The 21055-nt window shown below is 61.2% G+C and carries 18 protein-coding genes, 3 tRNA genes and 1 pseudogene; 17 read left to right on the top strand and 5 right to left on the bottom strand.

Annotated features, from left to right (window positions below; all coding sequences use genetic code 11):
• Positions 1 to 151 precede the first annotated feature (151 nt).
• The 9 genes from BW33_RS18575 (at position 152) to BW33_RS18535 (ending at position 8198) form a co-directional block, all read left to right on the top strand.
• Complete coding sequence (locus BW33_RS18575) at positions 152 to 1177, top strand: NAD(P)H-dependent glycerol-3-phosphate dehydrogenase (protein ID WP_047600375.1); 1026 nt, start codon at positions 152 to 154, stop codon at positions 1175 to 1177.
• Positions 1178 to 1195: 18 nt separating this feature from the next.
• A complete protein-coding gene (locus BW33_RS18570; protein ID WP_047600374.1) occupies positions 1196 to 1543 on the top strand; it encodes a DUF4389 domain-containing protein in 348 nt (115 codons plus the stop codon).
• On the top strand, positions 1540 to 1992 hold the full coding sequence (gene sixA, locus BW33_RS18565) for a phosphohistidine phosphatase SixA (protein WP_047600373.1): 453 nt from the start codon (positions 1540 to 1542) through the stop codon (positions 1990 to 1992). Before BW33_RS18570 ends, sixA begins: the two co-directional genes overlap by 4 nt.
• Before the next feature lie 160 nt (positions 1993 to 2152).
• A complete protein-coding gene (locus BW33_RS18560) occupies positions 2153 to 3808 on the top strand; it encodes an AMP-binding protein (RefSeq protein ID WP_047600372.1) in 1656 nt (551 codons plus the stop codon).
• 31 nt (positions 3809 to 3839) lie between these two features.
• The gene (locus BW33_RS18555; protein ID WP_047600371.1) at positions 3840 to 4283 is read left to right on the top strand and encodes a hotdog fold thioesterase; all 444 of its coding nucleotides are present in this window, start codon (positions 3840 to 3842) and stop codon (positions 4281 to 4283) included.
• A gap of 226 nt (positions 4284 to 4509) precedes the next feature.
• Complete coding sequence (locus BW33_RS18550; protein ID WP_047600370.1) at positions 4510 to 5316, top strand: alpha/beta fold hydrolase; 807 nt, start codon at positions 4510 to 4512, stop codon at positions 5314 to 5316.
• Positions 5313 to 6167 carry an alpha/beta hydrolase gene (locus tag BW33_RS18545; RefSeq protein ID WP_047600369.1) on the top strand — a complete coding sequence of 285 codons (855 nt, stop codon included), beginning with the start codon at positions 5313 to 5315 and terminating at the stop codon, positions 6165 to 6167. The genes BW33_RS18550 and BW33_RS18545 overlap by 4 nt, the downstream gene beginning before the upstream one ends.
• Positions 6168 to 6282: 115 nt before the next feature.
• On the top strand, positions 6283 to 7089 hold the full coding sequence (locus tag BW33_RS18540) for a DUF4892 domain-containing protein (RefSeq protein ID WP_047600379.1): 807 nt from the start codon (positions 6283 to 6285) through the stop codon (positions 7087 to 7089).
• Positions 7090 to 7157: 68 nt separating this feature from the next.
• Complete coding sequence (locus BW33_RS18535) at positions 7158 to 8198, top strand: AI-2E family transporter (protein ID WP_047600368.1); 1041 nt, start codon at positions 7158 to 7160, stop codon at positions 8196 to 8198.
• Between the two features lie 640 nt (positions 8199 to 8838).
• On the opposite strand, the gene xopAW is transcribed toward BW33_RS18535, so the two are convergent.
• From xopAW to BW33_RS18520, 3 genes are all read right to left on the bottom strand, one after another.
• Positions 8839 to 9687, bottom strand: a complete 849-nt coding sequence (gene xopAW / locus BW33_RS18530) for an EF-hand domain-containing protein (RefSeq protein ID WP_047600367.1) — start codon at positions 9685 to 9687, stop codon at positions 8839 to 8841.
• A 232-nt stretch (positions 9688 to 9919) separates the two neighbouring features.
• Positions 9920 to 10969 (bottom strand): sensor histidine kinase, encoded by a 1050-nt coding sequence (locus BW33_RS18525; protein WP_047600366.1) that lies wholly within the window; start codon positions 10967 to 10969, stop codon positions 9920 to 9922.
• Complete coding sequence (locus BW33_RS18520; protein ID WP_047600365.1) at positions 10969 to 11718, bottom strand: response regulator; 750 nt, start codon at positions 11716 to 11718, stop codon at positions 10969 to 10971. The genes BW33_RS18525 and BW33_RS18520 overlap by 1 nt, the downstream gene beginning before the upstream one ends.
• Positions 11719 to 12013: 295 nt before the next feature.
• Between BW33_RS18520 and pyrF the strand changes: the two genes are divergently transcribed.
• Positions 12014 to 12712, top strand: coding sequence for an orotidine-5'-phosphate decarboxylase (gene pyrF, locus BW33_RS18515; protein WP_047600364.1), 699 nt, complete (start codon positions 12014 to 12016; stop codon positions 12710 to 12712).
• A gap of 84 nt (positions 12713 to 12796) precedes the next feature.
• Here the strand turns inward: pyrF and BW33_RS18510 are convergent, their stop codons facing one another.
• Positions 12797 to 13801, bottom strand: a complete 1005-nt coding sequence (locus BW33_RS18510) for an NADP-dependent oxidoreductase (protein ID WP_047600363.1) — start codon at positions 13799 to 13801, stop codon at positions 12797 to 12799.
• Positions 13802 to 14041: 240 nt separating this feature from the next.
• Here BW33_RS18510 and BW33_RS18505 point away from each other — a divergent pair, with 240 nt between their 5' ends.
• The 4 genes and pseudogenes from BW33_RS18505 (at position 14042) to BW33_RS30545 (ending at position 18425) form a co-directional block, all read left to right on the top strand.
• Positions 14042 to 14803: an SDR family oxidoreductase gene (locus BW33_RS18505; protein WP_047600362.1), complete on the top strand. Its 762-nt coding sequence runs from the start codon at positions 14042 to 14044 to the stop codon at positions 14801 to 14803.
• A gap of 193 nt (positions 14804 to 14996) precedes the next feature.
• The gene (locus BW33_RS18500) at positions 14997 to 16349 is read left to right on the top strand and encodes an aminotransferase-like domain-containing protein (protein ID WP_047600361.1); all 1353 of its coding nucleotides are present in this window, start codon (positions 14997 to 14999) and stop codon (positions 16347 to 16349) included.
• A 108-nt stretch (positions 16350 to 16457) separates the two neighbouring features.
• Positions 16458 to 17516: pseudogene (locus BW33_RS30550) on the top strand (HAMP domain-containing protein); the annotation flags it as partial.
• Positions 17517 to 17543: 27 nt separating this feature from the next.
• A complete protein-coding gene (locus tag BW33_RS30545) occupies positions 17544 to 18425 on the top strand; it encodes a methyl-accepting chemotaxis protein (RefSeq protein ID WP_442965406.1) in 882 nt (293 codons plus the stop codon).
• 1153 nt (positions 18426 to 19578) lie between these two features.
• Here the strand turns inward: BW33_RS30545 and BW33_RS18490 are convergent.
• Positions 19579 to 20337, bottom strand: coding sequence for a hypothetical protein (locus tag BW33_RS18490; RefSeq protein WP_177327506.1), 759 nt, complete (start codon positions 20335 to 20337; stop codon positions 19579 to 19581).
• Between the two features lie 384 nt (positions 20338 to 20721).
• Between BW33_RS18490 and BW33_RS18485 the strand changes: the two genes are divergently transcribed.
• The 3 genes from BW33_RS18485 to BW33_RS18475 all read left to right on the top strand — a co-directional run bounded on the left by BW33_RS18485 (position 20722) and on the right by BW33_RS18475 (position 21055).
• Positions 20722 to 20797 (top strand) — tRNA-Glu (locus tag BW33_RS18485).
• A 2-nt stretch (positions 20798 to 20799) separates the two neighbouring features.
• Positions 20800 to 20875 (top strand) — tRNA-Gly (locus BW33_RS18480).
• 104 nt (positions 20876 to 20979) lie between these two features.
• Positions 20980 to 21055, top strand: a tRNA-Glu gene (locus tag BW33_RS18475).

Below are 21055 nucleotides of genomic sequence, written 5' to 3'. Positions count from 1 at the left end.
ACAGTGACTTTTCCAGTCACGATGCTGGCATTTTCCTCGGTTTTATTGGTCTTCTTCTTACAACTGCCGGTAATTGACGCAGGGGCTGGCCGCGCTCCGGTCGCCCCGTATAATGCCGGCATCGCCACTGGTATGGATTAACGGATTGCATATGACTGAACAGCGCCCGATTGCGGTCCTGGGAGGCGGAAGTTTTGGTACCGCCGTGGCCAATCTTTTGGCCGAGAACGGCCATCAAGTCCGGCAGTGGATGCGTGACCCCGAGCAGGCCGAGGCCATCCGGGTCAATCGCGAGAACCCGCGTTACCTCAAAGGCATCAAGATTCTGCCGGGGGTGACCGCGGTCACTGACCTGCAGGCCACCCTCGACGCCTGCGAGTTGTGCTTCGTCGCACTGCCCTCGAGCGCACTGCGCACGGTGCTGGCCGCCCACGCCGAGCGCCTGAGCGGCAAGATGCTGGTCAGCCTGACCAAGGGCATCGAAGCCCACACCTTCAAACTGATGAGCCAGATCCTCGAAGAGATCGCCCCGCAGGCGCGCATCGGCGTGCTGTCCGGGCCGAACCTGGCGCGGGAGATCGCCGAGCACGCGCTGACCGCCACCGTAGTCGCCAGCGAAGACGAAGACTTGTGCAAACAAGTGCAGGCTGCGCTGCATGGTCGCACCTTCCGCGTTTACGCCAGTGCTGACCGATTCGGCGTCGAGCTGGGCGGGGCGCTGAAAAACGTTTACGCGATCATCGCCGGCATGGCGGTGGCGCTGGAGATGGGCGAGAACACCAAGAGCATGCTGATCACTCGCGCCTTGGCCGAGATGACCCGGTTCGCGGTGAATCAGGGCGCCAACCCGATGACCTTCCTCGGTCTGGCCGGGGTCGGTGACTTGATCGTCACCTGCTCGTCGCCGAAGAGCCGTAACTATCAGGTCGGGTTTGCCCTCGGTCAGGGCTTGAGCCTTGATGAGGCGGTGTCGCGCCTGGGCGAAGTCGCCGAAGGCGTGAACACCCTGAAGGTGCTCAAGGCCAAGTCCCAGGAGGTTGGCGTGTACATGCCGCTGGTCGCCGGGCTGCATGCGATCCTGTTTGAAGGACGCACGCTGGAGCAGGTGATCGGTCTACTGATGCGGGCCGAGCCGAAAACCGACGTCGACTTTATTTCCACCAGCGGTTTCAACTGATTCAACAGGAAGCGAGCCATGAACGATCCGAAAACCGAAGCCAAGTACGAATCCATCCTCCTGCGCGTGTTGTGGATGATCGTCTATGTGCTGGTCTGGCAAGTGGCGCAGTTCATCCTCGGCGCCGTGGTGCTGGTGCAGTTGATCTATCGTCTGATTTATGGCGCGCCGAGTGCCAGCCTGATGAATTTCGGCGACAGCCTGAGCCAGTTCCTGGCGCAGATCGGCCGTTTCGGCAGCTTTCACAGCGACCAGAAACCCTGGCCGTTCGCCGACTGGCCAACCCCGCGCGCCCCGGAAGGCGAAGCGCCGCACACTGTGCCGCCAGCCCCGCACCCGGCCCGTGATGAGGAACCCAAGCTATGAAACTCTGGGTATTGCGTCACGGTGAAGCGGTGCCTTATGGCTCGTGTCCCGACTCCGAGCGGGTGTTGACCGAGCAGGGGCGCAAAGAGGCCTTGAACAGTGCAGCCCGATTGATCGGTCAGCCGCTGACGGCGATCTATGCCAGCCCTTATCTGCGTGCGCAACAGACTGCACAGATTGTCCGCGAGGCGCTGGGTTTCGAGCCGGAGATCCGCACGGTCGATTGGCTGAAACCAGAGAGCGATCCGGACAAGGTGGCGGATCAACTGGTGTCGGTGAGCAATGTGCTGTTGGTCAGTCACAACCCGCTGGTGGGCAATCTGCTGAGCTATCTGCAACATGGCGCCGGATATCCGCCGGAGCAGGTCGGCACCGCTGGCCTTGCCGAGCTGGAAAGCCCTGAGCTGCTGATCGGCTCGATGACCCTCAACAGCCTCAAGCACCCTTAAAAACAAAAGATCGCAGCCTGCGGCAGCTCCTGCATTAATCGGTGTAGGAGCTGCCGCAGGCTGCGATCTTTTGATCTTGTTTCTTTTGGTAAAAAATCCAACCAAGCACTTGCTTGGTTGACTACGCTTGCTCCAGACCCAAAAAACAGGAGCGAGTCGCATGTCTGCCGCCTTCCGTTTGCCGCTGGACGTGTTTTACGAGCGTGAGGCCCGGCACCCGCGCCAGCGTTTTCTGGTGCAGCCCATCGGCGGCGGGCAGGTCGAGACCCTGACCTGGGCCGATGTCGGTCATCAGGCCCGTTGCGCCGCGCACTGGCTGCGCGCCCGGGAATTGCCGCAAGGCAGTCACATCGCGCTGATCTCGAAAAACTGCGCGCACTGGATCATCGCCGATCTGGCGATCTGGATGGCCGGGCACGTGTCGGTGCCGCTGTATCCCAACCTCACCGCCGACTCGGTGCATCAGGTTCTGACGCATTCGGAAAGCGTGCTGGCGTTCATCGGCAAACTTGATGACTGGCCGGGCATGGCGGTCGGTGTGCCGGCGGATTTGCCGACCATCAGCCTGCCGCTGCATCCGCCCGGCGAGTTCGATTTCAGTTGGGACGACCTGCAACAGAGCTCGCCGATCCAGGACGATCCGCGTCCTGCGGCCGAACAACTGGCAACCATCATCTACACCTCCGGCACCACCGGGTTGCCCAAAGGCGTGATGCACAGTTTTGCCAATCTGGGGTTTGCCACGACTCGCGGCACGCAACTGTTTGGGCTTAACGAGCAAGACCGGCTGCTGTCGTACCTGCCGCTGTGCCATGTCGCCGAACGAATGTTCGTTGAGCTGGCCTCGATCTACACCGGGCAAACGGTGTTCTTTGCCGAAAGCCTCGACACTTTCATCACCGATCTGCGCCGGGCGCGGCCGACGGCAATGTTCGGCGTGCCGCGCATCTGGACCAAATTCCAGATGGGCGTGTACGGCAAGATCCCGGCCAAGCGTCTGGATTTCCTGCTCGGCTTGCCGTGGATCGGCAAGCGGGTCGGGCACAAGGTGTTGGCCGGCCTGGGCCTTGATGCCTTGCGCGTCGCCCTGTCCGGTGCGGCGCCGGTGCCACAGACCTTGCTCAGTTGGTATCAGAAACTCGGCCTCGATGTGTTGGAGGTGTATGGCATGACCGAGAGTTGCGGCTATTCGCACATCTGTCTGCCGGGCCAATACAAACAGGGCTGGATCGGCAAACCGTGCCCGGAGGTCGAGGTGCGAATCGACGAGTCCGGCGAGGTGCAGGTGCGCAGTCAGGCGAACATGCTCGGCTATTTCAAGGAACCGCAGAAAACCACCGAGACCCTCACCGAGGACGGCTTCCTGCGGACCGGTGACAAGGGCGAGCAGGATGCCGAGGGGCGCTTGCGCCTGACCGGGCGACTCAAGGAAATCTTCAAGACCAGCAAAGGCAAATACGTGGCCCCGGCGCCGATTGAAAACCGTCTGGCGGTGCACTCGCGGATCGAGCAGGTCTGTGTCGTCGGTGATGGCCTGAGTGCGCCGCTGGGCTTGTGCGTGCTTTCCACCGTCAATCAGGAAGAGGGGCGGGCCAGTCTGCATTCAAGCCTGGAAAAACTGCTGGAAGAGGTCAACGCCGTGCTCGACAAGCACGAACGCCTGCGTCGGCTGGTGGTGGTCAAGGACAGCTGGGCGGTGGAAAACGGCTTTCTCACGCCGACCTTGAAGATCAAGCGCAACGTCATCGAAGACACTTACGGCGCGCGTTTTGAAGAATGGAGCGCGCGCAGCGAGGCGGTGCTGTGGCAGGATTGAGTGACGATCAAAACAACAAAGGAAGCCTGCGATGAGCTTGTGGCGCACCACTCCGAACATCGAGCAGTTGAACGCAATTCAGAAAAACACCATCGGCGAAGTGCTGGATATCCGTTTCGAGTCCTTCGACGAGGAATCGCTGACGGCGAGCATGGTCATCGACCACCGCACCCACCAGCCTTACGGTCTGCTGCACGGCGGCGCCTCGGTGGTGCTGGCGGAAACGGTTGGCTCGATGGCCAGTTACCTGTGCATCGACGCCAGCAAGTTCTACTGCGTGGGGCTGGAGATCAACGCCAACCATTTGCGCGGCTTGCGCAGCGGGCGGGTGACCGCGGTGGCCAAGCCGATTCACATCGGTCGCACCACGCACGTGTGGGACATCCGCCTGACCAGCGATGAAGGCAAGGCCAGTTGTGTGTCGCGTTTGACCATGGCGGTGGTGCCATTGGGCGAGCAGCCGCCGGTGCGGTGATCTGCTGAAGATCACAAGATCGTCCGATCGCGGCCCGAACCTGCGGCAGCTCCTACAGAATGTAAGCGATTCCTATGCAGGAGCTGGCGCAGGTTCGGGCCGCGATCGGACGATCTTTTGCTTTTCACGACATCTCCACCACCATTTCTGGCAGTTATGGTCATTGCTGCCGATCCTGGTCTTACGGACAATCAACATCACGTTTCCCGTTCATGGATAAGCCCGCATGTCGCAACCGATCTTTTTCGCCCACGCCAACGGGTTTCCTTCGGGCACCTATGGCAAGTTGTTCGCGGCGTTGGCGCCCGAGTACCGGGTTGCGCATCTGGAACAGCATGCCCATGACCCGCGTTTCCCGGCGGACGACAATTGGTACAACCTGGTCGACGAACTGATCCACCATTTGCAGCAGCAGGATCAACCGGTGTGGGGCGTCGGCCATTCCTTTGGCGGCGTGTTGCACCTGCACGCAGCATTGCGCTGCCCTGAACTGTATCGCGGCGTGGTGATGCTCGACTCGCCGGTGCTGACCCGCACTGACCAGTGGGTGATCCGCGCGGCCAAGCGCTTCGGGTTCATCGACAAACTGACCCCGGCCGGACGTACTTTGGGGCGGCGCGAAGAGTTCGCCGACCTCGACACGGCGCGCAGCTACTTTGCCGGCAAGACCCTGTTTCGCGGTTTCGATCCGGAATGCTTCGATGCCTATCTGCAGCACGGGCTGCATACGGTCGGCGACAAGTTGCGTCTGCGCTTCGATCCGGCCACCGAAATCAGCATCTATCGCGGCGTGCCGCACACCAGTCCGGGCCGCACGCGCCAATTGCAGGTGCCGCTGGCCGTGGTGCGCGGGCACAAGAGCCGCGTGGTCATGCGTCATCACAGCCGATTCGTCGGGCGCCTGCCGCAGGGTGAAGCATTGAGCATGCCCGGCGGGCACATGTTCCCGCTCGAACGTCCGCAAGACACGGCGCGCCTGCTCAAAGAGCTGTTTACGCGCTGGGAGCGCCGCCAACAGCAGGATTGCGCATGAGCCCGACCTTCGAAGAAGTGCGCCTGAGCCTGCCGCATATCGAACTGGCGGCGCACTTGTTCGGCCCCGAGGACGGTCTGCCGGTGATTGCGCTGCATGGCTGGCTCGACAACGCCAACAGCTTTGCGCGCCTGGCGCCCAAGCTCAAAGGCCTGCGCGTCATCGCCCTGGACATGGCCGGACACGGTCATTCCGGGCATCGACCCAACGGCGCCGGTTATGCGCTGTGGGATTACGCGCACGATGTGTTGCAGGTTGCCGAGCAATTGGGCTGGAAACGCTTCGGCCTGCTCGGGCATTCGATGGGTGCGATCGTTTCGCTGGTGCTGGCCGGGTCGTTGCCGGAGCGCATCAGCCACCTGGCGTTGATCGACGGGGTGATTCCTCCTACGGACAAAGGCGAAAACGCTGCCGAGCGCATGGGCATAGCCCTGCAGGCGCAGCTGGATCTGCGTGAGAAGCGCAAACCGGTCTACAACACCCTCGACCGCGCCATCGAAGCACGGATGAAGGGCTTGGTGGCGGTCAGTCGCGAAGCCGCCGAACTGTTGGCGCAACGCGGTCTGATGCCGGTACCTGGTGGTTATACCTGGCGCACCGACAATCGTCTGACCCTGCCGTCACCGCTGCGCCTGACTCAGGAGCAGGCGATGGCCTTCGTCCAGCGCATCACGTGTCCGGCGCAACTGGTGGTCGCCGCCGACGGCATGCTGGCCAAACATCCGGAGTTGCTGGAGCGTCTACCCTTCAACCAGGAACAGCTGGCGGGCGGACACCATTTGCACCTGAATGATGAGTCCGGTGCCGACCTTGTCGCAGACTGTTTCAATCGCTTCTTCGCCATTCCTTGACTTGCACCGGGCAACTGTCGAGGCTGGGCGGGTTGAAATGGGAGACAAACACGATGGATTTCTATACCGCTGCGACCCCGAACCGCCAAGCCATGCCGATCCGATGAGCCTGACTATCCGGTCACTCAGTCTGTTGGCGCTGTGCTGTTTCAGTTCCGCTTCGTTCGCCGCCGACGTGCCCGGCAGCCAGGATCTGCAGATAGTGCCGCGTCTGGTCGATGCGCAGATCGTCGACTATCGCCCTCCTGTGGAGCTTGAGCGGATCTATCCGCTGGGCTCGATCCGCAAGATCAGCGGCCAGTTGCGCTTTGACGGCCAGGTCACGGCGCGCGGCCAGACCACCTCGGTCACCTATGAGTTACCGCCGGAGCATTCCGCCACCGAAGCGTTCACCGCCGCCCGCGAAGCCCTGCAAAAGCAGGACGCCGAGTTGCTGTTCTGGTGCCAGGCCCGCGATTGTGGCGAAAGCAGCCTGTGGGCCAATGAAGTGTTCGGCAACTCCAAACTGTACGGCGCCGACGAGCAACAGGCCTATCTGCTGTTGCGTCTGGCCGCACCGAAGGACAACACCTTGGTGGCGCTCTACAGCATCACCCGCGGCAATCGCAAAGCGTATCTGCATGTCGAACAGTTCGAAGCGGGCGCGCCGTTGGGCGAGTTGCTGCCAACCTCGGCCACGCTGTTGCGACAGCTCAAAAGCACCGGTGAACTGGACTTTCCCAAGCTGACCGGCGATCCGGATGACACTTGGCTACGGCTTATTTCCCGTGGCTTGAACCTCGACACCACCCAACGCGTGACGATTGCCGGACCCAAGGCCGAGGCCTGGCGGCAGGCGCTGATCGGCCAGGGTGTGCGGGCGGCGCGGATGGAGGCGGGGAGCGCCGACGGGGCTGGTCTGCGCATCGATCTGTTGCGATAAGCTGCACGGGCGTGCACGCGTGGCGTGTTCGCCTACTCTTTGACGGACTGAATTCTTCGAGACTTTACATGCTCAATAACGATCGGCTGTTGGTGCAAATCCTCTTGCTGGTGCTGTTCGGTGCCAGCCTGTGGGTGATGGCGCCGTTCTGGTCGGCGCTGTTCTGGGGCGCGGTGCTGGCGTTCGCCAGTTGGCCGCTGATGCGTCTGTTGACCCGCTGGCTCAATGGCCGCGAATCACTCGCCGCGGCTATATTGACCCTGGGCTGGATGTTGCTGGTGGCGGCGCCGCTGGTGTGGCTGGGGTTCAACCTGGCGGATCATGTGCGCGACGCCACGGCGTTCATCAAGGATGTGCAGGTCGATGGTCTGCCGGAGGCGCCGGTCTGGCTCGGTAGCGTGCCGTTGGTGGGCGAGCGGCTGGTCGGGATCTGGAACAGCATCGATCAGCAGGGCGCAGCGCTGATGGTGTCGATCAAGCCGTATCTGGGGCAGGTCGGTAACTGGCTGCTGGCGCGCAGTGCGCAGATTGGCGGCGGGATTCTCGAGCTGACCCTGAGCATTGTCTTTGTGTTCTTTTTCTATCGCGACGGGCCGCGGCTGGCGGCGTTCGTGCACGGTCTGCTGCAGCGGCTGATTGGTGAGCGTGCCGGGTATTACATCGAGCTGGTGGCCGGTACTGTGCAGCGGGTGGTCAACGGGGTGATCGGTACGGCGGCGGCGCAGGCGATCCTGGCGTTGATCGGCTTTCTGATTGCCGGAGTCCCGGGGGCTTTGGTGCTGGGGATCGTGACCTTTCTGTTGAGTCTGATTCCGATGGGGCCACCTTTGGTGTGGATTCCGGCCACGGCCTGGCTGGCCTGGAAAGGTGAGTACGGGATGGCGGTGTTTCTCGGGATCTGGGGGACGTTCATCATCAGCGGCGTGGATAACGTGTTGAAGCCTTATCTGATCAGTCGCGGTGGGAATCTGCCGTTGGTGATTGTGTTGCTTGGGGTGTTCGGCGGGTTGATCGCTTTTGGGTTTATCGGGTTGTTTATCGGGCCTACGTTGTTGGCGGTGGCCTATAGCTTGTTGACGGATTGGAGCAAGAGTCAGGCTCGGGTTTAGGCGTCGCGGCAGGCTTTTTTGGGATTGCGGGCATATCCGTTGCTTCGGGTGTTGCGGCTGGCGGTTTCGCCCTCACGGCGAGTCACTTTTTACAAACGCCTAAAAAGTAACCCAAAACGCTTGCCCCGACGTTCGGCCCTTGCCGTGGCTCGGGTTCCTTCACTTCGTGATTCATCCGGGGGCATCGCCTCCGGTTTGCTTCGCTGCACCTCCTCTCGATGTGTTCGACTGCGTCGAACGGTCGCTGCGCTCCCACCCCCGGATAAATCCCTCCACTCAGCCTGCCGAAGGAGCCGGCACGGCAAGATCAAGAGCTTTCGGCGAGCTGACACTCGGCCTGTGTAGGAGCTGCCGAAGGCTGCGATCTTTTGATCCTGATCTTATGGGCGCTGGCCTGCCAGCGAAGGCGGCCTACGAGCCGACCAATCTCCCACTGACCCACCCACCCCCCTGTGGGAGCTGGCTTGCCAGCGATAGCGACCTGACAGCCAACCACTCTCCAACAGACCACACCCGACCCCACTGTAGGAGTGAGCCTGCTCGCGATAGCGGCGTGTCAGTCAACCAATCTCTTCCCGCTGTACCCAAATGACCGTTTCCACACCACTGCACGGAAACGATCACCCATCACGACATCATCTCAGGTCGCGACGTTCAGGTATTTCCCCACCGGCGCGGCATTGTCGAGCGAGTACTGTTTGCTCAAGTTGGCAATCATCCGGTTCAGCGCTTCGCGGGTGGTCTGGGTGCTGTCGGTCTGTTGTTCGGGCTGGCGTTCCCGACCTGCTTGTAGCGCCGCTTTCAGTTCATCGCTGCTCACGCCGCCACTGCTGTCGCTGTCCAGAACCTTGAGCAGTGCCGCGCTGGTGTCGGTGGTGTTCGTTGAGGTGTTGTCGCGGGTCTGCAGGGCACTGCTCAGTTCGGTCTCGTTGATGCTGCCATCGCCATCGGCATCCAGTTGGCTGAACAGTTCGTCGCTGGAGGCTTGTTGCGGCGGCGGAGGCGGTGGTGGGGTCAGGCTGGCGGTGAGTTCGTCCTGGCTGACGGTGCCATCCTTGTTCTTGTCCAGGGCCGAGAAGATTTGGTTGCTGTCGGCGCTACTGCCGGCGCTGGTCAGGCCGTTGCTCAGTTCGTCGCTGCTGATGGCGCCGTCGCCATCGGCGTCTAGCGCGCTGATCAGGGCGTCGGCGAGGTCGGTGTTCGGTGCTTGATCCTGAACTGGCGGAGGGGGTGCCATCGCGGTCATTTCTTCGGCGCTGAGGCTGCCGCTGGCGTCGCTGTCCAGATCGCCGAATTGTTTGCTCAGGTTGACCAGCAAGCCGTCGTCGGACTTCTGCGACACGGCACTTTTCAGTTCATCCTGATCCACTGCGCCATCGCCGTTGCTGTCGAGTTTGGCGAACAGATGCTTTTGCAGTTCTTGGCTGCGGGCGTTTTGGGTGGTGCTGGTACTGGTATAGCGCGTGTAGTTGCTGACGCTACCGATCATGGGCTCACTCCTAGGACTGTAAACCGGTGGGTGTACCGGCTTGCGCAGACTCAAGGGGCATGTTGTCTTGGGTATTTGGATTTTGTACCGGGTGGTACACAGACGTCCCGGTCCCCCTGTAGGAGCTGCCGAAGGCTGCGATCTTTTGCCGTTGCCCTATCCAGCACCCATCAGAATCAAATGATCGCAGCCTCGTTGCACTCGACAGCTCCTACAGATGGCTTTGTGGTTCTCAGGTGCGCGGCAGGCGGATGATTGCGGTCAGGCCGCCGCCCGGAGTTTCTTCCAGATTCAACTGGCCACCCAGACGCTGCGCCGCCTCGCGGGCGATGGTCATGCCCAGGCCGACGCCGCCGGAGTTGCGGTTGCGTGAGCCTTCCAGGCGATAGAACGGTTCGAACACCGCCTCGCGTTTGTCTTCGGCAATGCCCGGGCCGTGGTCGATCACGCGGATCAGCAGTTGCTCGCGTTGATCCTGCAGTTCGATGCGCGCCTGTCCGGCGTAGCGCAGGGCGTTGTCCATCAGGTTGTTGATGCACGAGCGCAGCGCCATCGGCTGCACCTGCAGCGGTGCGCAATGGCCGCTGACTTCAACGTCTGCGCCTTGATCCTGAGCGTTCTCGCACAACGATTCGACCAGCGCCTGCACATCCATCAACTGCAGGGCTTCGCTGGTGCGCTGTTCGTGCAGGTAGGTGAGGGTGGCGTCGAGCATGCCGATCATGTCGTTGAGGTCCTGGCGCATCTGGCCTTGCAGTTTGTCGTCGTCGATCTGTTCCAGGCGCAGTTTCAACCGCGACAACGGCGTGCGCAGGTCGTGGGAGACGGCGCCGAGCATGCGTGCCCGTTGCTGCACCTGTTCACGAATGCGTTGTTGCATCAGGTTGAAGGTGTGCGCCGCTTGTCGGGCCTCACGCGGGCCGGACTCGTCCAGCGGCGGGCTGTCGAGGTCTTCGCTGAGGCGTTCGGCGGCATCGCTCAGGCGCTGGATCGGCCGGCTGAGCAGTTTGGCGCCGTACCACGCAGCGATCATCAGCGAGATGAACTGGAAAGTCAGCGGCACCAGCGGCCCGCCGAACCATGGACGCGGCGGGCGATGGGCGAAACGTGGATCCGGCGGCGGCCGCTGGCCGTCGACGCCCTCGGTAAACTCCGGCGGGGGCGGTGGTGGGGGCGGGCCGTAGTGGTGAAACCAGGCAAAGGCCAGCAGGTGCGCCAGGACGATCGCCACGAACAGCATGCCAAACAGGCGGCCGAACAGCGTGTCGAAGCGCGCTCGCATCAGCCGATGTCTCGCGCGTCGAACAGGTAACCTTCACCGCGCACGGTTTTGATCAACTGCGGGGCTTTCGGGTCGTCACCGAGTTTTTGCCGCAGGCGCGACACCAGCAAATCGATGCTGCGGTCGAACGCTTCGATCGAACGGCCACGGGCGGCATCCAGCAGTTGTTCGCGGCTGAGTACCCGGCGCGGGCGTTCGATGAAGACCCAGAGCAGGCGGAATTCGGCGTTGGACAGCGGCACCACGAGGCCATCGTCGGCGATCAGCTGGCGCAACACACTGTTCAGGCGCCAGTTGTCGAAGCGGATGTTGGCGCGCTGTTCGGTGCGGTCATCGCGCACCCGGCGCAGGATGGTCTGAATCCGCGCCACCAGTTCCCGTGGTTCGAACGGTTTGGCCATGTAGTCATCGGCGCCCAGTTCCAGGCCGATGATGCGATCGGTGGGTTCGCAGCGGGCGGTGAGCATCAGGATCGGGATGTCCGATTCGGCGCGCAGCCAGCGGCACAGCGACAGGCCGTCTTCGCCGGGCAGCATCAGGTCGAGCACCACCACGTCAAAATGCTCGGCCTGCATCGCCTGGCGCATGGCCGCGCCGTCGGTGACGCCACTGGCGTGGATGTTGAAGCGCGCGAGGTAGTCGATCATCAGCTCGCGAATCGGCACATCGTCATCGACGATCAGCGCGCGGATGCTCCAGCGCTTGTCGTCTTTATGCTCATCAGTCACGGTGGTCTGGGTGTTGTGCATGGGGCTGTTCATCTGCCAGTAGGCCGCCAACCACAAAGATGGGCTGCGAGGTGGTGGTTTCAGCATAGGCGTCCTGCCGTGAGGCGGGAAGTGCTGATGTAAGGACGTATTGCGGCTGGCGAGGCTAGCGCGGGCGCTTGTTGGCGGCGTGTCGGTTGTGTATCGGGTTCGACACAATTGCAGCGAGCGCTATGCTGATCACGTTTGCGGCGACGATTTACCGATCATCGGGTGCCGCGCTGTCGCCGCTTCCGCTACAATGCGCGCCGATTTCGACTTGCCTGAGAGCCCATCCATGTCCGCCTGCCAGACTCCTATCATCGTCGCCCTGGATTTCCCCACCCGTGACGCCGCACTGAAGCTGGCCGACCAGTTGGACCCGAAACTGTGCCGGGTCAAAGTGGGCAAGGAACTGTTCACCAGTTGCGCCGCGGAAATCGTCGGTACCCTGCGTGACAAAGGCTTCGAGGTGTTCCTCGACCTGAAATTCCACGACATTCCCAACACCACCGCGATGGCGGTGAAAGCCGCTGCCGAGATGGGCGTGTGGATGGTCAACGTGCATTGCTCCGGTGGTCTGCGCATGATGGCGGCCTGCCGTGAAGAGCTTTCCAAGCGCAGCGGCCCGCAGCCGTTGCTGATTGGCGTGACCGTGCTGACCAGCATGGAGCGCGAGGATCTGGCCGGTATCGGTCTGGATATCGAGCCGCAGGAGCAGGTGCTGCGCCTGGCCGCGCTGGCCGAGAAGGCCGGGATGGACGGTCTGGTGTGCTCGGCGCTGGAAGCCACCGCACTGAAGTCGGCACACCCGTCGTTGCAACTGGTGACCCCGGGGATTCGTCCGGCGGGCAGCGCGCAAGATGACCAGCGCCGTATCCTGACGCCGCGTCAGGCGCTGGATGCCGGTTCCGATTACCTGGTGATCGGCCGTCCGATCAGCCAGGCGGCAGATCCTGCTCAGGCGCTGGCTTCGGTCGTGGCCGAACTGGCCTAAAAGATCGCAGCCTTCGGCAGCTCCTACAGGGGTTATGTGAACACCTGTAGGAGCTGGCGCAGCCTGCGATCTTTTGATCTTGCTTCAGACCTTCAGCACCAACTTGCCAAAATTCTCCCCGCTGAACAATTTCATCAGCGTTTCCGGAAAGGTCTGCAGACCTTCGACGATATCTTCCTTGCTCTTGAGCTGCCCCTTGGCCATCCAGCCGGCCATTTCCTGCGCGGCACTCGCGTACTGGGCGGCGTAGTCCATCACCACAAAGCCTTCCATACGCGCACGATTGACCAGTAATGACAGGTAGTTGGCCGGGCCTTTGACCGCTTCCTTGTTGTTGTACTGGCTGATGGCGCCGCAGATCACCACCCGGGCTTTCGGCGCCAGACGGCTGAGCACAGCGTCGAGGATCTCGCCGCCGACGTTATCGAAATACACATCAACGCCTTTCGGGCACTCACGCTTGAGTCCGGCCAATACATCTTCGTGCTTGTAGTCGATGGCGCCTTCGAAGCCCAGTTCATCGATCAGGTATTTGCACTTGTCGGCACCACCGGCGATGCCGACGACCCGGCAGCCTTTGATCTTGGCAATTTGTCCGGCAATGCTGCCCACCGCCCCGGCAGCCCCGGACAACACCACCGTGTCGCCAGCCTTCGGTGCGCCGACGTCGAGCAGGGCGAAGTAAGCGGTCATGCCGGTCATGCCCAGCGCGGACAGATACACCGGCAGCGGTGCCAGTTTCGGATCGACCTTGTAGAAACCTCTGGGCTCGCCAAGGAAATAATCCTGCACGCCGAGGGCGCCGTTGACGTAGTCGCCGACGGCAAAGCCCGGGTTGTTCGAAGCGATGACCTGGCCCACGCCCAAGGCGCGCATGACTTCACCGATTTCTACCGGCGGGATGTAGGACTTGCCCTCGTTCATCCAGCCGCGCATGGCCGGGTCGAGGGACAGGTATTGGTTTTTCACCAGTATCTGGCCTGCGCCCGGTTCGCCGACCGGGACTTCCTGATAGGTGAAGGTCTCACGGGTCGCAGCCCCCACCGGACGTTTGGCGAGGAGGAACTGGCGGTTGGTCTGGCTGGTCATGGCAGGCACTCGAACTGAATGAAGCCTTGTTGATAGACCCTCGAGGCCAATGCTGCAAGGTTGGCTGATGCGGCGAATGCGCAATGATCCAGTGCAGTGATAGTCCCCCGGCAGCTTTTATCACTGCGACGCATGAAGGCATAAACAGCCTTCTGATAGTGCTGCCGTGGGGCGCGCCCCGGTGGCTATGCTGCGATTCTGCAAATACCTCCTGCATCTCTCCCTTCGAGGACATAACAAATGAGCATGACGTTTTCCGGCCAGGTGGTCGTAGTCACTGGAGCAGCCAACGGTATTGGCCGGGCGACCGCCCAGGCATTCGCCGGCGAAGGTTTGAAAGTGGTGGTGGCCGATCTGGACGCGGCAGGGGGCGAAGGCACGGTGGCGCTGATTCGTACAGCCGGTGGCGAAGCGACCTTCGTGCGCTGCAACGTTACCGTCGAAAGCGAAGTGAAGAATCTGATGGACGAGGTGATCAATACTTACGGGCGCCTGGACTACGCCTTCAACAATGCCGGGATCGAAATCGAGCAAGGCAAGTTGGCCGACGGCTCGATGGACGAGTTCGACGCGATCATGGGCGTCAACGTCAAAGGCGTCTGGCTGTGCATGAAATATCAGTTGCCGCTGTTGCTCGCTCAGGGCGGCGGGGCGATCGTCAACACCGCGTCGGTGGCGGGGCTTGGCGCGGCGCCGAAGATGAGCATTTATGCGGCGTCGAAGCACGCGGTGATCGGCCTGACCAAATCGGCGGCGATCGAATATGCGAAGAAGAAAATCCGCGTCAACGCCGTGTGCCCGGCGGTGATCGACACCGACATGTTCCGCCGCGCCTACGAGGCCGATCCGAAGAAAGGCGAATTTGCCAACGCGATGCACCCGGTGGGCCGCATCGGCAAAGTCGAGGAAATTGCCAGCGCAGTGCTGTATCTGTGCAGTGATGGCGCGGCGTTCACCACCGGTCATTCCCTGGCGGTGGATGGTGGCGTCACCGCTTTCTGATGGGTTGCCGCAAGACTTTGGAAAACCCGCCTGGCTGCGGGTTTTCTTGTTGTTGCCCGTCAGTTCCGGGAATCCGTTAAACAATGTGTATCAAATAGTTAGAACTGTCCCTTTTGACGGCTTTGTCGCACAGCCTGCAGGTCGTGGCTGTGATTTACTGCCGCCAGCAAAACGGACAGGAGTTTGCGTGCTCATGGAATTGAGAATTGACCGACAGGCAATGGTGCCGGTCGTACAGCAGATTGTTGATGGCATGACCGAGTGGATCTCCCGAAGTGGTGTGGCGCCGAGCACGCGACTGCCTTCAGTCAGGCAGATTGCGCGCGCCAATCTGCTCAGTCAGTCATGTGTGGCCGAGGCCTGCGAGCGGTTGGTGGCGCAAGGCATTCTGGCTCCGCGTCAGGGGGCCGGATTCATGGTGGCCGCCCACGGCGGCAGGTCGGTCGGGATCGACTGCGAGCAAGTGGAGGACGGCTTGAAACTCGGCGAAGGAGGCTTGCCGCAAAGCTGGCGGGAGTCCGATGATTTGAGTTACGCGATCCGTCAGGTGGCCCGTACCGACATGGCAAGTCTGTTCAATTACAGCAGCCCGCTGGGTCTGCCGGCCCTGCGCGGACAGATCGTCAAACGCTTGAGGCTGATCGGCGTCCAGTCCCGGGATGAGCAGGTGCTGACGACCTCCGGTGCCAGCCACGCACTTGATCTGCTTGTGCGCACGCTGTTCAAGTCCGGGGATCGTGTGGTGGTCGAAACCCCCGGGTACGCGCCACTTTTTGAGTTGTTGCGCCTGCACGGGGTGCAGATGCTGGAAGTGCGTCGCACCCCGAGCGGGCCGGATCCCCAGGCGCTCGAAGCGCTGTTGCGGCAGTTCCGGCCGGTGGCGATGTTCATCAACAGCCATCACCACAATCCCACCGGCTCCTGCCTGACCCTGGGCGTTGCGCAACAGATCCTGCAATTGTGCAACGCCCACGATGTGCGCGTGATCGAAGATGATGTCTACGCTGACCTGCACAATGGTAACGGCACACGCCTGGCGGCACTCGATCAGCGAGTGATCTACGTCGGCAGTTTTTCCAAGACCCTGAGCAGCTCGCTACGTGTCGGGTTCGTGTATGCCGAGCCGCCGCTGATTGCGCGTCTGGCGCGGGTCAAGATGATCAGCAGCATGGGCACCTCGAGTTTCAACGAGGCAGTGCTGGCCAGTCTTCTGGCCAATGGTGCGTATCGCAAAATGGTCCAGCGTCAGCGTCAGCGCCTGAACACTGATCGGATTGCCGCGTTGCAGGCGTTGGAAGATGCTGAATGGGAGGTTTTCGGCAAGCCGTGTGGTGGCCTGTTCATCTGGGCCCGGGCACCGCTGAGCGATCCAGCCCGTTTGCACGGGCAGGCGCAATGCAGTGGCGTGCGCCTGTGTGCTCCGGGGGCTTTCAGTCCCAGTGGCGAAGTCGGTGAGTGGCAGCGGATCAATGTCGCCTATGCCTGTGATCCACGGGCCCGGCAGTTTTTTCGCAGCACTCGCGTGAATCGACCTCAAGCGTTCTGAAAACGACGCGTGCGTAGCTTTTTGCCATTATTCCGACGCCGGAGACTTGTGCTGCTCCATGGCCGTTGCGAATCTTCGGCAACAGACTTTGGCAGGGGACTACGCGCAATGATTTCCGCCGTGCAAGGACGTTTTGCCAACCTCGGTATGGCGAAGAAACTGGGTATCGGGTTCGTGCTGGTGCTGCTGTTGACCGCGCTGGTGGCCGCCATGGGGGTCTGGTCCCTGCAGACCATCAGTCAGCGTTTCGATGGGCTGAAGCAGATGTCGGCGCTCAACAGTGCACTGCTCAAGGTGCGGCTGCTGGAGCAGGATTATGCGCTGCACAGCAACCCGAAAACCGTCGATGCCTTGCACGAAGGCGTAGACGCTTTGCTGGCTCAGGCGGCGCAACTCAAGGCGCAATCTCCGGCCAACGTGGCGGTGATGAACGATGTCGAGCAGGCATTGGGCGCCTATCGCAAGGCTTTCGATGAGTTTGTCTCGCTGACCCAAGGCAAGGATCTGGCGCTGGAAATGGCCAGTTGGTCGGTGTCCAGCGTGGCCAACAACCTGGATGTGCTGCAAGCCGGGCTGGCCGATGACGGCGCGTATACCTTGAAGGACACCGAGGGCAAGGATGGCGCGCAATTCATTGAGCAGGCCAGTCAGGTCAGCCAGGTGTCGCGGCTGATGCTGCAGGCGATGAACGAGGCGCGTATTCGTCTGGACCAGAGCCGCAAGGGCGATGCCGAGAGTGCCGGCAAGGGCAACATCGAGCAGGCCGCCCAGGCGCAGGCTCAGGCCGAGCAGTTGAAGACCACAGTCAAGGATGAGGGCTACCTGACGGTACTCAATGAAGTGTCCGGGCACATCGCCGGTTTCAACGACAAACTCGCCGAGTACACCGGCCTGCTGGCCCAGGAAAAAACCGTCTACGAACAGTTGCACCAGCGTGCGGCGCAGGTGGTGGAACGTGTAGATCAGGCCTATGGCGCCGAGGACGGCGCGATGCAGGCGGAGTTGAAGAAAAACTCGGCGTTGATCATCGGTTCTTCAGCGCTGGCATTGCTGGTCGGGCTGATTGCCGCGTGGGTCATCACCCGCTTGATCGTCGCGCCGTTGCGCAGTGTGATGCGGGTTGCACAGCAGATTGCGGCCGGGGATTTGAGTGCGAAGGTAGAGGTCACCCGGCGTGATGAAATCGGTCAACTGATGCTGGCGATGCAACAGATGGGCAGCGGGCTGAGCACAATCGTCAGCGGTTTGCAGGCGGGGATCGAGCAGTTGGCCAGTTCCGCGCAATCGCTGTCGGCGGTAACCGAGCAGACCAACCTCGAGGTCAATAGCCAGAAGGAAGAGACCGAGCAGGTGGCCACGGCCATGAACCAGATGACCGCCACCGTGCATGATGTGGCGCGTAATGCCGAAGAGGCGGCGCTGGCCGCACAAACGGCGGATGGCAAAGTCGAGAGCGGGCAGCAGGTGGTGCGCCAGAGCATGGCGCGGATCGAGCAACTGGCGGATTCGGCGACGTCGGCCAGTTCAAGCATCGAAAGTCTCAGTGCGCAGATCCAGAACATCGGTACGGTGCTGGATGTGATCAAGAGCGTTGCCGAGCAGACCAATCTGCTGGCGCTCAACGCCGCGATCGAGGCGGCGCGGGCCGGGGAGCAGGGCAGGGGCTTTGCGGTGGTGGCTGATGAAGTTCGTGCGTTGGCGCGGCGTACACAGCAATCGACCGAGGAGATCGAGCGTCTGGTCAGTGCGTTGCGTTCGGCGGCGCATTCGTCGGTGCAGCAGATTCAGAGCAGTGGTGAATTGGTGAAGCTGGCGGTCAGTGATGCGCTGCAGACCGAAAGTGCGCTGGGCAGTATTGCGGCGGCGGTTTCGTTGATTCAGCAGATGAATCAGCAGATTGCGGCGGCGGCCGAGGAGCAGAGTTCGGTGGCTGAGGAGATCAATCGCAGTGTGACGAGTATTCGCGCGAGTGCGGATCAGTCTTCGATTGCGATGCGGGGGAATGCGGTTTCTAGTGTTGAGCTGGCGCGGTTGGGGGGGGAGCTCAAGGGGATGGTTGGGCATTTTCGGCTTTGACTTGGCGGCCTCTGGGCCGACCAGGTTCTTGGGGTTTTGGGTGAATATCCGTTTTTTTTGGTGTTGCGGCTGGCGGTTTCGCCCTTACGGCGAGTCACTTTTTCAGACGCCAAAAAGTAACCAAAAGGCTTGGCCCCAGCGTTCGGCCCTCGCTTAGGCTCGGGTTCCTTCGCTGCGGGATTCATCCGGGCGCATCGCCTCCGGTTTGCTTCGCTGCACCTCCTCTCGATGTGTTCGACTTCGTCGAACGGTCGCTGCGCTCCCACCCCCGGATAAACCCCTCCACTCAGCCTGCCGACGGGGCCGGCACGGCAAGATCAAGAGCTGCAGCCGAGCTTGCGCTCATCCTGTGTAGGCGCTGCCGAAGGCTGCGATCTTTTGATCTTGATCTTGTGGGAGCTGGCCTGCCAGCGATAGCGGCCTGACAGCCGACCAGTCTCCAACTGACTACACCCGTTCCACCTGTAGGAGCCAGCCTGCTGGCGATGGCAGCCTACGAGACGACCAATCCCTGACTGAAACACTCAATCCTGTGGGAGCTGGCCTGCCAGCGATGGCGGCCTGACAGCCGAGCAATTTCCAACTGACTACACCCATTCCACCTGTAGGAGCCAGCCTGCTGGCGATGGCGGCCTACGAGACGACCAATCCCTGACTGAAACACTCAATCCTGTGGGAGCTGGCCTGCCAGCGATAGCGGCCTGACAGCCGACCAGTCTCCAACTGAACACACCCATTCCAACTGTAGGAGCCAGCCTGCTGGCGATGGCGGCCTGACAGCCGACCAGTCTCCAACTGAACACACCCATTCCAACTGTAGGAGTGAGCCTGCTGGCGATGGCAGCCTACGAGACGACCAATCCCTCACTGAAACACTCAATCCTGTGGGAGCTGGCCTGCCAGCGATAGCGGCCTGACAGCCGAGCAATTTCCAACTGACTACACCCATTCCACCTGTAGGAACCAGCCTGCTGGCGATGGCGGCCTACGAGACGACCAATCCCTGACTGAAACACTCAACCCTGTGGGAGCTGGCCTGCCAGCGAAGGCGGCCTGACAGTCAACCACTCTCTGACTGAATGTTCTCAATGGCATTCAGCCCACCACCCACAAAAAAGCCACCTCTCGGTGGCTTTTCTTCAACTCTCGAACATCAGTCGTAAATCACTTTCTTTTTCCAGTCCGCATCGGCTTCGACTTCTTTTAGACCTTCGGTCAACTGGTTCACTTCGCCCTCGACCGGAGCAATCTTGTCCATGACCTGCGCATTGGCGCGGGCCAGGAGTTTTTCCAGGTATTGCAGTTGTTCCGAGTACATTTGCGGGTCTTGCTGTTTGCGCAGGTATTGCACGCCGCGTTCGAAGGCGAGGCGGGCCTGGCCGGGTTGGTTTTGTTGCAGGGATTGTTGGCCGAGGTTGTTGAAGAATTCGATGTGCAGCAGAACCAGGATGTGGCGGACTTCCTTGATCCAGTGTTTGGCTTCGTTCGGTGGCAGGAAGCCGTCATGGGCGGCGCGGGTGATCTGGCCGTGCAAGGCTTCGAGCAGGAAGCGGACGTCCTTGGCTTTGACTTCGGTCAGGATCGGCGCCGGTGGATTGTTGACCGGGATCGATTCGCCCTGGGCCACCAGCGCACTCAGTTCGGTGATGCGTGCTTTCATGGTGGCGCTGGTTTTTTCCAGGTTCAGCAGACGTTGGCAGACGTTCAGTTCCAGACGGGTCAGCAGCAGCTTGAGTGCCGGGGTCATGAACTGACCGGGGAAGGTTTCGGTCAGTTCGCCGCAGCGGCGCAGGCGGTCGTTGAGTTCGACTTTGGTGCGGGCCTTCTCCAGTTTGTTGTTTTCCACCACATGGTTCATGTAGCCAATGGCGATCAGAATTGCGATCCCGGCTATGACTAGCAGGGTGATCATGAGTGGTGTCACCGGTAAGACCTCTTTATAGGGTTCGCATGCGAGTGTAGTGGCTGGACATTCAGGCGCCCAGCGCCGCTCGACGAGTTGATTCAGCAACTTCCGTGTATATCGGCTGCACACTGCTTATATGAATGCTGGCGCAAGGTGCGCAGATTGCCATCATTGTGTTGCGGACTATAACGCCTTGGCGAGTGGCGGAATATAGGCGTCAATCGTCGGGCGACGGAAAAGCCTGAATGCTCCCGTAAAGCAGGTCGAAGTCATTGATTTAAATAAATTTATATTCGGGGGTTGACGACTTCTCAAACCATCCATAGAATGCGCGCCACTTGCAGCGTAAAGCACACAGCGAAACGCGGCGGGGAGTGAATGTTGTAGCGTGTCCCCTTCGTCTAGTGGCCTAGGACACCGCCCTTTCACGGCGGTAACAGGGGTTCGAGTCCCCTAGGGGACGCCAATGCGGGAATAGCTCAGTTGGTAGAGCACGACCTTGCCAAGGTCGGGGTCGCGAGTTCGAGTCTCGTTTCCCGCTCCAATTTTAAACAGCACTGCTTTCGGGCGGGGCTGAGTGAAACCAGAACCAAGTCTTCGGATGCGGGTCTGGGCACCGAAACACACACCATGTGTTCCGGGTAGCGTGTCCCCTTCGTCTAGTGGCCTAGGACACCGCCCTTTCACGGCGGTAACAGGGGTTCGAGTCCCCTAGGGGACGCCA

The organism is Pseudomonas sp. RIT288, from assembly GCF_000631985.1.
Lineage (GTDB): Bacteria > Pseudomonadota > Gammaproteobacteria > Pseudomonadales > Pseudomonadaceae > Aquipseudomonas.
This window is presented reverse-complemented; position numbering and strand designations above follow the sequence as displayed.

Excerpts from the sequence above, each read along its gene's own strand:
- pyrF (WP_047600364.1), top strand. The coding sequence starts at position 12,014 with ATGTCCGCCTGCCAGACTCCTATCATCGTCGCCCTGGATTTCCCCACC.
- BW33_RS18505 (WP_047600362.1), top strand. The coding sequence starts at position 14,042 with ATGAGCATGACGTTTTCCGGCCAGGTGGTCGTAGTCACTGGAGCAGCC.
- BW33_RS18555 (WP_047600371.1), top strand. The coding sequence starts at position 3,840 with ATGAGCTTGTGGCGCACCACTCCGAACATCGAGCAGTTGAACGCAATT.
- BW33_RS18500 (WP_047600361.1), top strand. The coding sequence starts at position 14,997 with ATGGAATTGAGAATTGACCGACAGGCAATGGTGCCGGTCGTACAGCAG.
- BW33_RS18490 (WP_177327506.1), bottom strand. The coding sequence starts at position 20,337 with ATGATCACCCTGCTAGTCATAGCCGGGATCGCAATTCTGATCGCCATT.
- BW33_RS18525 (WP_047600366.1), bottom strand. The coding sequence starts at position 10,969 with ATGCGAGCGCGCTTCGACACGCTGTTCGGCCGCCTGTTTGGCATGCTG.
- sixA (WP_047600373.1), top strand. The coding sequence starts at position 1,540 with ATGAAACTCTGGGTATTGCGTCACGGTGAAGCGGTGCCTTATGGCTCG.
- BW33_RS18550 (WP_047600370.1), top strand. The coding sequence starts at position 4,510 with ATGTCGCAACCGATCTTTTTCGCCCACGCCAACGGGTTTCCTTCGGGC.
- BW33_RS18520 (WP_047600365.1), bottom strand. The coding sequence starts at position 11,718 with ATGCACAACACCCAGACCACCGTGACTGATGAGCATAAAGACGACAAG.
- BW33_RS18575 (WP_047600375.1), top strand. The coding sequence starts at position 152 with ATGACTGAACAGCGCCCGATTGCGGTCCTGGGAGGCGGAAGTTTTGGT.
- BW33_RS18545 (WP_047600369.1), top strand. The coding sequence starts at position 5,313 with ATGAGCCCGACCTTCGAAGAAGTGCGCCTGAGCCTGCCGCATATCGAA.
- BW33_RS18560 (WP_047600372.1), top strand. The coding sequence starts at position 2,153 with ATGTCTGCCGCCTTCCGTTTGCCGCTGGACGTGTTTTACGAGCGTGAG.
- BW33_RS30545 (WP_442965406.1), top strand. The coding sequence starts at position 17,544 with ATGCTGGCGATGCAACAGATGGGCAGCGGGCTGAGCACAATCGTCAGC.
- BW33_RS18535 (WP_047600368.1), top strand. The coding sequence starts at position 7,158 with ATGCTCAATAACGATCGGCTGTTGGTGCAAATCCTCTTGCTGGTGCTG.
- BW33_RS18510 (WP_047600363.1), bottom strand. The coding sequence starts at position 13,801 with ATGACCAGCCAGACCAACCGCCAGTTCCTCCTCGCCAAACGTCCGGTG.
- xopAW (WP_047600367.1), bottom strand. The coding sequence starts at position 9,687 with ATGATCGGTAGCGTCAGCAACTACACGCGCTATACCAGTACCAGCACC.
- BW33_RS18570 (WP_047600374.1), top strand. The coding sequence starts at position 1,196 with ATGAACGATCCGAAAACCGAAGCCAAGTACGAATCCATCCTCCTGCGC.